We start from the raw sequence: 12,871 nt of genomic DNA, 5'->3' as shown, positions 1-12,871 counted from the left end.
ACTTTAATCATAATAGCCCTGTCTAAATATTATAACTGAGTCCGGCATCGCTGCATCCGTTTCAGGATCATCATTCGTACTGATTCCTATGCCAAACTTGTTTGAAGTAAAACCATTATATTCCACAATTAGGTCGGTATCAAGTTCCTTAAACGTTTCTACAAGTTTCTGAAATGGCTCTGATAACAAATCTATTTCATTGAAAATTGGCTTAGGCTCAAAAAACTCAAATGCGTTTATTCGGTCGTTTTTATCATAATAAACAAATAGGGCGCTATTTTTAAAATAGTCGTAATAATCTTTATAGGATCCAAACTCTTTTATACCTGTTTCAAATTCTTCATTTAATAATGCCCTTACTTTATTCCTATCATTTGTAAATGATAAATTGCCAACTGATTTATAAGGGTGTACTAACATTTTGCTAATATAAGAGTTAACTTTACTACTATGAACATTGCCAAAGAGCGCCGTGCCATTGATGCCGCATTAGATAGCTACCGGGAACAACTGGATACCCTTACCGATGCATTGTTTAATGAAACACCGCCAATGGGTGGCTGGTCGTGCTCCGAGGTTTATGATCATATCCTTAAGGCCAGTCTGGGTTCAAGCATAGCTTTGGAGCGTTGTACACATAATAATTGCCCGCCAACCAAAAAGGGCATGGGTTTTTGGGGCTATTATTTAATGCTTACCGGGAAATTTCCGCCGGGTAAAGCAACGGTACCGGATGCGGTTGCCGAAAAATTGGCACCCAAAAAAATTGATAAGGAAGAAGCCAAAAACCTGCTGATAAAAACCCGCAAACGCATTGAAGGCATTACCGGATTAATAAACGATGCCAAAGAAAATTCGCGCTGGCAGCACCCGCGTTTGGGTATGTTAAATGCCACCCAATGGTTCAAATTTATACGGGTGCATTTAGAACATCATTTAAAGCAATTGGAGCGTATCAAAAGCAATTTTGCAAAGTGATAGTATAGAAGTGTTCACGTTCACTGGCGTGAACACCTGTTAAAATTCACAATCTACTCATAATCAAATAGTTAATTTTCATGGCACTGACAAAACACTGCCACCACTTTTGTGGAATGTGTAAAGTGGTTTAAATATGCGTCCAACGTTTTAAACGCAAAGGAACTTTCATACGTTTTTCATATAATATTGGTAACTTACATTACAAACAGGCAAATTACGGCCTGAATAACCGCTTTCAAATTTATTTTAGATGGTTAAGTAACCTTTTACATTTAACATAGTCTTAACAGTATAATAATTTGATAATCGGATATTTGTAAAAATAAGGAAAGATGAATTTTGAATTTGCTTACTTGTTTGTAATAGGATTGCTGGTATTGCTTGGTGCATTCTATCTAAGCCCTTACGAACTAAAGGTTAATGACGACGACGACGAGGAATAACACTCGTTGCCAGCTTACCGGCGTAATTAAAAAACGGCTAACTTTTTAGCCTATCAATTTTAATGGCAAAACGCGAAGTAGATATAGTTATCATATCTGATGTCCATTTAGGCACTTATGGCTGCCACGCCAAAGAACTCCTCAAATATCTTAAAAGCATAAAGCCAAAAATGCTTATCCTTAACGGGGATATCATTGATATTTGGCAATTCAGCAAATCGTACTGGCCCGAAACACACATGAAAGTGGTGCGCCGCATTTTAAAGTTTGTTACCGAAGGTGTACCCGTTTACTACCTTACCGGCAACCACGACGAGATGCTGCGTAAATTCACCGATTTTAACCTGGGCACTTTCCAACTGCTGGATAAGATAGTATTAAATATCGACGGTAAAAAAGCCTGGATCTTTCATGGTGATGTGTTCGATGTTACCATGCAGCACTCTAAATGGCTGGCCAAACTGGGTGCCGTTGGGTACGATACACTCATATTGATCAATAGCCTTACAAATTGGTTCCTAACCGCGATGGGCCGCGAAAAAATGAGCTTTTCGCAAAAAATAAAGGCCAAGTTTAAGGATGCGGTAAAATTTATTAACCAATTTGAGCAAACCGCTGCCGACCTGGCCGTAGAGAAAGCATACACCTACGTTATTTGCGGACACATCCATCACGCCGAAATAAGGGAGATCCAATCAACCGAACAAACCGGCTCGGTACTTTACCTAAACAGCGGCGACTGGGTAGAAAGCCTTACCTCGCTGGAGTATCACAACCAGGAGTGGAAGGTTTTCAAATATCTTGCTGATGATTTTAAGCAGGACAACGATGAAGACGATATAACCGATGCCGAAGACCTTGACGCCAAACTGGATGTACGCAGCCTGCTGGAAAGATTTAAACAAGAAGCGCATTAATCTCGGATAAATCACCATCTTAATCTCTTGAACATCAATTGCGCCTTGGTATCTTGCGCGAAAAAATGGCGGTAAATACAAATTACCTCCATTTCATCATTTAATAATCTTGTATACACATTTCTTTACTAAATTGCCCACAATTCTATTCTATGAAAATATTGTTCGGTATACAGGGTACAGGGAATGGTCACATTAGTCGTGCCCGAGAGATTGTGCCCCTTTTGCAGCAATATGGCAATGTAGACCTGCTGGTAAGCGGTACCGAAGCTGAGGTGAGTTTATCGCAGCCGCTTAAATATCGTTTCCATGGTTTTAGTTTTGTTTTCGGTAAAAACGGCGGGGTTGATAACTGGGCTACTTTCAAAATAATGGACCTGCGCCAGCTGTGGAAGGATATGCACAGCATCCCGCTAAACCAATACGACCTTATAATTAACGATTTTGAACCGGTTAGCGCCTGGGCATGCAGGCTACAAAAAGTGCCGTCGGTATCGTTAAGTCACCAATGCTCATTTGTTTCGCAAAAAACACCCCGCCCCAAAAAATGGAACTATGCCGAGTGGTTGTTTAAATATTACTCGCCCACCACGCATCATATTGGTTTCCACTTTGAGCGTTATGACGATTTTATCCATACTCCGGTTATCCGCAGCGATATCCGTAAGATGGTAACCAGCAACCTGGGCCATTACACGGTGTACCTGCCCGCCTATAGCGATAAAACACTTATCAAACATTTAAAAGGCACTAACGCCGAGTGGCAGATCTTTAGTAAACGTACAAAAATCGCTTATCAGGACGGCAACGTTAACGTGTTCCCGATAAACAACGAGGCCTTTAACACCAGTTTGGCAAGCTGCGCCGGCCTGCTTACCGGTGGTGGCTTTGAAGGCCCTGCCGAGGCATTATTCCTGGGCAAAAAGGTACTGATGATCCCCATGCGTGGACAATACGAGCAGCAATGCAATGCCCTGTCTGCATCAAAGCTCGGGGTTGAGGTAGTGCATACCATTAATCATGATTTTGTATCGCGCATAAACAATTGGCTGGCCGATGATCACCGTATCATCGTAGATTTCCCGGATGAGACCGCGCGGATAGTAGATAGTATGGTAAAGAAATACGCGAGGTAATATCTGCGAACCCCTCCCTACCCTCCCAAGGGAGGGAATTGATGCAAATGTCCAACACTCTAAATTTTTGTGCTAATTTTGCAGCCATTAGCCAACCTGTATGATCAGTATTTTCAAGGTATTTAATCCGCTTAATGTTTTATGGCTGGCCATTTTAATGTTCATACTGCGCATTGGTTATATAGCACACGTACCAGATAAGCTCGAATTTACTTTTGTTGAACCCTTTGCCCGTTTACTTGTACCGGTATCATACGAGTATGCTTTTTCGCCCACAGCAAATGTTTTTTGGGCGGGGGTATTGGTGCTTGCCCAGGCATTGCTGCTTAATTATCTGGTTAATCATTTTAATTTATTGGGCAGGCCTACCTTTTTACCATCGTTGATGTATGTGACGTTAACTGCCCTGTTCGCGCCGTTTATGGTACTAAGCGCACCGCTCATCTGCAATTTTCTGGTGATATGGATGCTGTTTAAACTATTCAGCTTTTATAAAAGCGACGATGCCAAATCAACCGCTTACGATGTGGGGATGATCGTAGCTATTGGCTCTATCATCTACCTCCCCTATATATTTCTGTTCTTATCCATCTGGATAGCGTTGATCGTATTTAAGCCTTTTAACTGGCGCGAGTGGGTATCAGGTATATTGGGTTATCTTACCATCTTCTTCTTTTTCGCGGTTTTCTATTATCTCAATAACAGGCTGGGCGGCTTTTCTCACATCTGGGCGCCATTGGGTTCAAAATTTCCAAACCGTATAAATATTAACTATTATAATTACCTGGTGCTGATACCTGTACTGCTTATTTTAGTGCTTTACTTTTTTAAACTGCAGCAAAACTACTACAAAAGCTACGTGCAGGTACGCAAATCGTTCCAGCTTTTATTTGTCATATTTTTAATTGGCAGTTTATCATTTTACATTAAAGCCGAGTTTAACCTTAACCACTTTTTGTTGTGTGCTGTGCCTGCAGCGGTGTTTTTTTCCTATTATTTTATAAACGCCAACGTTAAATGGATGTACGAAAGTTTGTATTTATTGCTGCTTATCAGCATCATATATTTTCAGTTTAACACTTTTTAACTTTTACATTCGTTCAAATTTCATAGGTTATATTAGTTTTGTAGCATGAAATTCGGTGTAGTAATATTTCCAGGCTCCAATTGTGATGAAGATATCATCCACGTTCTTGAAAATGTAATGGGCCAGCAGGTAGTGCGGTTGTGGCATAAAGACCATGATTTGCAGGGTGCTGAGTTTATTGTATTGCCAGGCGGCTTTTCTTTTGGCGATTACCTTCGCTCGGGCGCAATTGCCCGCTTCTCGCCCATTATGCAAGAGGTTATCCAGTTTGCAGCAAAGGGCGGTAAAGTTTTAGGCATTTGCAATGGTTTCCAGATACTGACAGAAGCAGGCCTTTTGCCGGGCGCATTGTTGCATAACAAAAACCGCAAGTTTATTTGCCGCAACATTCACATGAAAGCGCAAACCAACAACTCGCTGGTTACCCAGTTTATTGATCAGCAGCGCGCGTTAAAAATTCCTTTGGCCCATGGCGAGGGTAATTATTTTGCTGACGCTGATGTATTAAAGGCCCTTAATGATAACGACCAGGTGTTGTTCCGCTATTGCGATGAGTTTGGTAACGTAACCGACGAAAGCAACCCTAACGGATCTATTGAAAACATTGCGGGTGTAACTAATGCTAACCGTAACGTGTTTGGCTTTATGCCACACCCCGAGCGTGCATCTGAAAGCCTTGTAGGTAACGAGGATGGCCTTGCCATTTTCGAATCAATATTGTCACTGGCTAAAGCCTGATGCTAAACCTGGTTATTGATATTGGCAATACTTTTACTAAAGTCGCTGTTTTTGAAAACGATGACCTGTTGAAAGTAGAGCAATATGAACAAACCGGCAGCAAGGATATAGATAGCTTTTTAAGCATTTATAAAATTAACAGGGTAATAACGTCATCTGTAAAAACAGAAAAACAACCCTGGCAAATTTTGCTGGAAAATAAGTTTCCGGTTATATATTTTAACAGCAGCATAACAGCAGGCATAAATAATCATTACAAAACACCCAACACACTTGGTGCCGATAGGCTGGCAGCTGTAATTGGGGCAAATTATTTATATCCGGGTACAAATAATATAATTATAAGCGGTGGCACCTGCATTACTTATGACTTTATTGATGCCGGCGCAAATTATTTTGGCGGCAGTATATCACCGGGATTAAATATGCGTTATAAAGCCGTTAACCATTATACCGCCGCACTGCCTTTAATACAGGCCGATAAAAACTTTAACGCAGCGTATGGTACTGATACCGTTTCTGCAATAAAATCGGGAGTGCAAAACGGGATAAGATACGAGCTGGAAGGCTTTATAAATGAGTATATAAAAACACAAAAAGGGTACAATATTATACTAAGCGGGGGCGACAGTATTTTTTTTGATACTCTATTGAAAAATAGCATCTTTGCCCCCTATATTAAAATTGAGCCTTACCTGGTTCTAAAAGGATTAAACGCAGCTATACAAAAGCATAATGATTAGATATATAAGGTTCGTAATAATACTGTTCTTATTTACTGCAACGGCACTTGGCGTAAAAGCGCAATCTACTGCAACTACCAGTTCCCCATATTCGCGTTATGGTATAGGTGATATTAACCCTATGCTACTGCCACAAAACAGTGCTATGGGTGGTATTGGTGTGGCAACCAACCGTATCAATGGTTTCTTTTCTATCAACCCGCTAAACCCTGCATCAAACGCGGCCCTTGGTTTAACTGTTATTGATATTGGCTTATACGGCAATTTCAACACACTTGAAAAATCGGGCCAAACATCACAAAGCAACGCCAACTTCAGGCTTAGCCATATTGCATTTGGCATACCGGTATCAAAACGCTCGGCAATTACGTTCGGCTTAATGCCTTACAGCGAATTGGGTTACAATTACAAACAAATAAGCCCTAATTTCGGCACAGGCCTGCCGTCAGACACAAGTGCTGTAAACTACCTTTACAGCGGCGATGGCGGTTTATCAAGGGTATTTTTAGGCTATGGTTTTGGGATAGGGAGCCACTTATCAATTGGTGGTAGCATATCTTATATATTTGGTAACCTTAAGGAAACACAATCAACAGAAGTACCTTCCCTGCCTGCTGTATTAAACTCCCGAATTGAAGAAAGTAATAGCATTAATGGTTTCAATTACGATTACGGTATTCAATACTCTGTAGATTTTTCTCAACGGAAACACTTAACTTTTGGTTATTCTGCATCGGCAAATACAAAACTAAATACATCAAACAGTTACATTGTTAGCAGCTATTACAGAAACTCTAATGGCGATGAAGGCGTTGCTACTGATAGTATTATAAACAATCAGCAACCATCTGCTAAAATACAATTACCAATGATCAACCGTTTCGGAATAGCCTTCCAAAACGATGGAAAATTTTTGATAGGTGCCGATTATACCATGAGCAATTGGTCAAAACTAACTGTTGCCGGTACTAATAAAGGGCTTCGCGATAGCAAAACCTTCAATGTTGGCGGTCAGTTCACCCCTAATATCAATTCATTATCAAACTATTTTGCATCGGTTGATTATCGTTTAGGCTTTATCTACGATCAAACTTACCTAAACGTAAATAATACAGATATTAAAAGATACGCGGCCACATTTGGTGTTGGCTTACCTTTAAGGGCTAATAATACCAGCTTTTACAAAGTAAATATAGGCGCCGAAGTAGGCAGGCGCGGAACTCTGGTTAACAGCCTGGTTAAAGAGAATTATGTTAACATACGCTTATCATTCACGCTTAACGATAAGTGGTTCCAGAAATACAGGTTTGATTAACATTGTAAAATGCAAAACAGGCTAAAACAACTGTGCATTTATTTACCGGCTGTTTTAACAGCCCTGTTTTTAAGCGCCTGTGAAAATGATTTAAATAAGGTAAAGGCAATAGCCGCTGCTGATGCCACCAAACCTATACAGCGTACAACCGGTGTAACCGTTACCTACAGCGATTCGGGGTTTGTAAAAGCGCAGATCTTTTCCCCGTTGCTTATAGAATACGCTACCAAAAAAGATCCCTACAAAATTATGCCTAAGGGCGTAAAAGTTATTTCATATACCCACGATTTAAAAGAAGACGGCAATATTATTGCCGATACAGGGTATTACTACGACCAGAAGCAACTTGTCATATTTCGCAAAAATGTTGTAGCAACAAAACCCGATGGTACGGTTTACCGCTCCGAAGAGTTGGTATGGGACCAGGCTAAACGGCAAGTGTATTCAAACAAAAAGGTAGTAATGACAAAAGTTGGCGGCGACGAAATGACCGGCACCAGCTTTGTAAGCGATGATAAATTTAAAAATCCGGTGTTTCAAAATTCTACCGCTATTATTCACGTAGATGATAATCTTACACATTAATGACTAAATTTAATTACGCAAAATTTTGTGTTATAGAATTTTAGTAAAAATTGTATCTTGCGCCTCTTTTTGAGAAATATAAAATATATATAGTTATATGGGCATAATGGGTTATTTGCGGGAGCGAATGGGAAAAATTCTCGCAGGAGTTATTGGTTTAGCGCTTTTCGCGTTCATTGCAAGCGAAGTGGTGCAATCGGGTGGTGCGTTTTTCAGAGGCGATGCTAACAACATTGGCGAGGTAAATGGCGAGAAAATTGCGTATGTTGATTTCAACCAAAGATTAGAGCAAAGCACACAGCAGTTTAAACAACAGTCTGGACAAAGCATTACGCCTCAAATTACTAATTACATACAGGAAACTACCTGGAACCAGTATTTAACAGAACTACTGTTAAATAAAGAAATTAACAAACTTGGTATTGTTGTAGGTACTGACGAAAGCCAGGCTATGATAAGCGGCAGTAACCCCGACCCGCAGGTACAACGCCAATTTGCCGGGCAGGACGGCCAGTTTGATAAAAACAAACTTAACCAGTTTTTAAGCTACCTGCAATCTCCAAAAGTTGAGAAAGCACAGATAGACGCCTGGGGAGATTTTGTTAAACAACTAATAGCGGCTAAAAAACAGCAAAAATACATGGCGTTGGTAACTAACGGCCTATATGTAAACTCGCTTGATGCACAGGATGATTATCTTGCTAAAAACAAATTAGCAAACTTTAAATATACAGTGCTTGATTACGCTTCAATACCTGATGCCAACATCAAATTAACTGATGATGATTATAGCACTTACTATAACGAGCATAAATCTGAATTTAAAAATCAACAGGAGTTACGCAGCTTTGAGTATATAAGCTTTAATGCTGCCCCTTCAAAAGAAGATACCTTAGCTGTAAAAGCACAGGTTGATAAATTAGTAGCTGCTTTTAAAGCAACCCCTAACGATTCACTTTTTGTGCAGATCAACTCTGAAACAAAGGCACAAATTGTTTACCAGAAAAAAGGACAGTTAGAGCCTAAACTGGATTCGGTTATGTTTGCTGCAGATAAAGGTTTTATGTATGGCCCTTACTTATCAAATGGCAGTTATAAAATAGCTAAACTGATTGATTCAAGAGTTGGTCCTGATTCTGTAAAAGCAAGAAGCATTATATTAAACCCGGCTACTGCAGGCGGCGTTGATAAAGCTATTGCCAAAGCCGATTCACTTAAGAAATTAATTGAAGGCGGTAAATCATTTGCCGATCTGGCTAAAACCTTCTCGGTAGATAAAGCATCAGGCGATAAAGGTGGTGACATGGGCACATTGGGCCGAGGCACATTACCTCCTGCGTTTGAAGATGCTATATTTAATGGCAAAACAGGCGATATTAAAATCGTAAACGCTCAGTTTGGTGTAGCCCTTGTACAGATAGAAGAGCAAAAAGGCTCATCAAAGGTTGTTAAAGTTGCCGTAGTTGATAAACCATTGGCACCAAGCAGCAAAACACAAGCAACGGTTTACAGCAAAGCGCAGTCATTCTTAAGCTCATTAACAAACGAAAACTTTGATGCTCAGGCTAAAAAAGCAGGCTTACCTATTAAAAATGCCGAAGATGTAAATGCTACAGCGGCAAGCGTATTAGGTTTAGATAATGCACGTGAAATTGTAAAATGGGCATTCAAATCAGAAAAAGGAACTTTCTCTGATCAGGTATTTACTGTTGGCGACCAATATGTAGTTGCACGTGTATCTGCCATAAAACCTAAAGGCATTTTACCTTTAGATGTAGTAAAAAAACAAATTGAGCCTATGGTTCGCATACAGGTTAAAGGCAAACAGCTTGCAGCTAAATTACAAGCCGCTTTAAACGGTGCAACAAGCATTGATCAGGTTGCTCAAAAGGCGGGCAGCAAAGTTGTTCCGTTACAAAACATTGTATTTGCTAATCCGGTAATCCCAGGTTCACAAGCAGAGTATAAAGTTATAGGTACTGTATTTGGTTCACAGCCAAATAAACTGTCGAAACCGGTTCAGGGCCAGCAAGGTGTTTATGTATTTACATTAGATAGCTTTACTAACCCGGCACAGCTTACAAACAATGTTAGAGAGAAAGAGCAAATAGGCCAGGCGTTGTTACAACGCTCTCAAGGCACTGTGCTTGACGCCCTGAAAGATAAGGCGAATGTAAAAGATAACAGAGCTAAGTTCTTGTAAGGAAAATTTAAAGTAATTTTGTATCCGGCACCAACGTTATAGTTGATGCCGGATTTTTTATTTAACACAACATGGAAATACAGGAAAATATAATAAATAAAGTTGCACAAAGCGGACTGGTTACTTTAGACCCTGCCCAATTTTATGCCCCGGGCGAGCGCGTGGTTTATGATATTAAAGATAACCTGTTCCATGGCCTTATGCTGCGCGAAAAAGATTTCCGCGAATTTGTTAAAACACATGATTGGGCACAATACCAGGACAAAAACGTAGCCATTACCTGTACAGCCGATGCCATTGTACCCGCCTGGGCATATATGTTATTGGCTAACCGTTTGGCACCATACGCCCGCCAGGTTGTTTTTGGCGATGCCGATGTGTTAGAAACCGTATTGTTTGTAAAAGAAGTGGCCGCCCTTGATGTTGAACAATATCGTGACCAGCGCGTGGTGATAAAAGGATGCGGCGATGTGCCTGTCCCTGTATCGGCTTATGTGGAGTTAACACAGCGGCTTACCCCGGTTGCAAAAAGCCTTATGTTTGGCGAGCCATGCTCAACTGTGCCTATTTATAAACGCAAAGATTAAACCGTACTGTGGTAATTGCGTCTATACCAAACACATGAGGAAATATTATTTAGCTCTTTTAATGCTTACCTGTTTTGCAGGCGCATTTAGCCAGGAAGTAACCAAAACAAACGAGGTTGCTTTTCAAGCTGGCGAACAAATAACATATAAATTAAAGTACGGTATTTTTACCGCGGCCGAGGCTGTTATTAAGGTAGAGAATAGTCCGGTTAAGTTTGATAACCACCCTGTACTACATATTTATGCCGATGCCCGCACTGCCGGCACATTCAACCTGCTTTTTAAAGTGCGCAATAAGTACGAAACATTTATTGACCCGCAAACGCTGATGCCTTATTATTATTCCGAGCAAAGGCAGGAATCAAAATACAGACATAGCGATAAGGTTACTTTTGACCACAATGCAGGTGTAATTACTGCTGATAAAGGTAAATTCCCGTTCAAAGGCAATGTGTTCGACTTTTTATCGGCTTATTACTTTGCGCGTAACATTGATGTATCAAAGCTAAAAATTGGCGATAAGCTAAGTATGCGTTACTTTCTGGAGGATGGCATACACACACTTACCATTACTTTTATAGGCCGCGAAAAGGTGAAATGCGGGTTGGGAACTTTTAATTGTTTAAAGTTTAACCCCACTATTATTCCGGGGCGTATATTTAGAAAAAACAGTATGCTATATTTGTGGATCACCGACGATAAGAACCGCATCCCCGTTAAAGCACATGTAGAACTGATAGTTGGTAGCTTGGTAATGGACCTGACGCAGGCCAGCGGACTTAAATATCCGCTAAACCCCATTAAAAAATAATTAGATGATTGAAGTAGGAAATGTTTTACTGCACGAAGATGTTATAAAAAACAACTTTGTTTGCAATTTAAACAAATGCAAAGGCGCTTGCTGCCTTGAAGGTGATTCGGGTGCGCCCTTAAACCACGATGAGTTAAATATACTGGACGAGATATACCCCAAGGTTAAACCATACATGACCGCTAAGGGCATTGCCACTATTGAAGAGGTTGGCACCTATGTAACCGATTTTGAAGGCGACTACACCACCCCATGCGTTGAGGTGAACAAAGAGTGCGCTTATGTAATATGGGAAGGCGGCATTACCAAATGCGCTATAGAAAAAGCATATGAAGAAGGCGCCGTTAACTGGCAAAAACCTATATCATGCCACTTATATCCCATCCGCATAACGGCATACCCCGAGTTTGATGTTTTAAATTACGACCGATGGAGCATTTGTAGTCCTGCATGTTCTTTTGGCGATGAACTACAGGTAAAGGTACACGAATTTTTAAAAGGACCCCTTATTCGCAAATATGGCGAAGAATGGTACCGCGAGCTGGAAGATACCGTTGCCGGCATCTAAAACAAGCAAGCCCGATACAAGCTTTTACAATTAATTTAAATAATATTGCATTTTATAATATTTGTTAATGAAAAAGGCTTTAATAACGGGCATAACTGGCCAGGACGGCGCATATTTAGCTGAGTTTTTACTGAAAAAAGGATACGAAGTACATGGCATTAAACGCCGGGCGTCATCTTTTAATACAGACAGGATAGACCATTTGTACCACGACCCGCATGAAAGCGGCGTTAAATTACATCTGCACTACGGCGATCTTACTGATGCTATGAATTTAACCCGGCTTATCCAGGAGATACAGCCGGATGAAATATATAACCTTGGCGCCCAAAGCCATGTTAAGGTAAGTTTTGATTCGCCCGAGTATACCGCTAATACCGATGGTATTGGTGTACTACGCATACTGGAAGCTATCAGGCTATTAGGCCTTACCAAAAAAACACGTTTATACCAGGCATCTACATCAGAACTTTATGGTTTGGTGCAGCATGTCCCGCAAAGCGAAACCACCCCTTTTTACCCGCGATCGCCCTATGCGGTAGCCAAGCTTTACGGCTACTGGATCATTGTGAACTATCGCGAAGCATATCAAATGTATGCCTGCAACGGTATATTGTTTAACCATGAAAGCCCCATACGCGGCGAAACTTTTGTTACCCGTAAAATTACCCGCGCCGTTGCCAAGATCAGCTTAGGCCTGCAGGATTGCCTGTACGTAGGCAATTTATCCGCTCAGCGCGATTGGGGCCATGCAAAG

At 40.7% G+C, this 12,871-nt stretch carries 14 protein-coding genes; 13 read left to right on the top strand and 1 reads right to left on the bottom strand.

Annotated elements, in window-relative coordinates; translation table 11 throughout:
- Positions 1-3: 3 nt before the first annotated feature.
- Positions 4-420, bottom strand: coding sequence for a hypothetical protein (locus NPE20_RS17810; protein WP_256540045.1), 417 nt, complete (start codon positions 418-420; stop codon positions 4-6).
- 30 nt (positions 421-450) lie between these two features.
- Between NPE20_RS17810 and NPE20_RS17805 the strand changes: the two genes are divergently transcribed.
- The 13 genes from NPE20_RS17805 to gmd form a co-directional block, all read left to right on the top strand.
- Positions 451-978 (top strand): DinB family protein, encoded by a 528-nt coding sequence (locus NPE20_RS17805; RefSeq protein WP_256540044.1) that lies wholly within the window; start codon positions 451-453, stop codon positions 976-978.
- Positions 979-1,486: 508 nt separating this feature from the next.
- Positions 1,487-2,341, top strand: a complete 855-nt coding sequence (locus NPE20_RS17800; protein WP_256540043.1) for a UDP-2,3-diacylglucosamine diphosphatase — start codon at positions 1,487-1,489, stop codon at positions 2,339-2,341.
- 152 nt (positions 2,342-2,493) lie between these two features.
- On the top strand, positions 2,494-3,477 hold the full coding sequence (locus NPE20_RS17795; protein WP_256540042.1) for a glycosyltransferase family protein: 984 nt from the start codon (positions 2,494-2,496) through the stop codon (positions 3,475-3,477).
- Positions 3,478-3,577: 100 nt separating this feature from the next.
- The gene (locus tag NPE20_RS17790) at positions 3,578-4,564 is read left to right on the top strand and encodes a DUF6427 family protein (RefSeq protein WP_256540041.1); all 987 of its coding nucleotides are present in this window, start codon (positions 3,578-3,580) and stop codon (positions 4,562-4,564) included.
- A 45-nt stretch (positions 4,565-4,609) separates the two neighbouring features.
- Positions 4,610-5,302 (top strand): phosphoribosylformylglycinamidine synthase subunit PurQ, encoded by a 693-nt coding sequence (purQ, locus tag NPE20_RS17785; protein WP_256540040.1) that lies wholly within the window; start codon positions 4,610-4,612, stop codon positions 5,300-5,302.
- Positions 5,302-6,045 carry a type III pantothenate kinase gene (locus NPE20_RS17780; protein WP_256540039.1) on the top strand — a complete coding sequence of 248 codons (744 nt, stop codon included), beginning with the start codon at positions 5,302-5,304 and terminating at the stop codon, positions 6,043-6,045. The genes purQ and NPE20_RS17780 overlap by 1 nt, the downstream gene beginning before the upstream one ends.
- Entirely contained in the window at positions 6,038-7,360 is a 1,323-nt protein-coding gene (bamG, locus tag NPE20_RS17775; protein ID WP_256540038.1) for a BamG family beta-barrel-assembly machinery protein, read from the top strand. Before NPE20_RS17780 ends, bamG begins: the two co-directional genes overlap by 8 nt.
- A gap of 9 nt (positions 7,361-7,369) precedes the next feature.
- Entirely contained in the window at positions 7,370-7,945 is a 576-nt protein-coding gene (gene lptC / locus NPE20_RS17770; protein ID WP_256540037.1) for an LPS export ABC transporter periplasmic protein LptC, read from the top strand.
- A 97-nt stretch (positions 7,946-8,042) separates the two neighbouring features.
- The gene (locus NPE20_RS17765; protein WP_256540036.1) at positions 8,043-10,148 is read left to right on the top strand and encodes a peptidylprolyl isomerase; all 2,106 of its coding nucleotides are present in this window, start codon (positions 8,043-8,045) and stop codon (positions 10,146-10,148) included.
- Between the two features lie 71 nt (positions 10,149-10,219).
- Positions 10,220-10,735: a DUF2480 family protein gene (locus NPE20_RS17760; RefSeq protein WP_256540035.1), complete on the top strand. Its 516-nt coding sequence runs from the start codon at positions 10,220-10,222 to the stop codon at positions 10,733-10,735.
- Positions 10,736-10,769: 34 nt separating this feature from the next.
- On the top strand, positions 10,770-11,546 hold the full coding sequence (locus NPE20_RS17755) for a DUF3108 domain-containing protein (protein ID WP_256540034.1): 777 nt from the start codon (positions 10,770-10,772) through the stop codon (positions 11,544-11,546).
- A 4-nt stretch (positions 11,547-11,550) separates the two neighbouring features.
- On the top strand, positions 11,551-12,114 hold the full coding sequence (locus NPE20_RS17750) for a DUF3109 family protein (protein ID WP_256540033.1): 564 nt from the start codon (positions 11,551-11,553) through the stop codon (positions 12,112-12,114).
- Positions 12,115-12,181: 67 nt separating this feature from the next.
- Positions 12,182-12,871 (top strand): GDP-mannose 4,6-dehydratase (gene gmd, locus NPE20_RS17745; RefSeq protein ID WP_256536534.1); only part of this gene is annotated, 690 nt, incomplete at its 3' end.

The organism is Mucilaginibacter aquariorum, from assembly GCF_024498135.1.
In the GTDB taxonomy this organism is placed as follows: domain Bacteria; phylum Bacteroidota; class Bacteroidia; order Sphingobacteriales; family Sphingobacteriaceae; genus Mucilaginibacter; species Mucilaginibacter aquariorum.
This window is presented reverse-complemented; position numbering and strand designations above follow the sequence as displayed.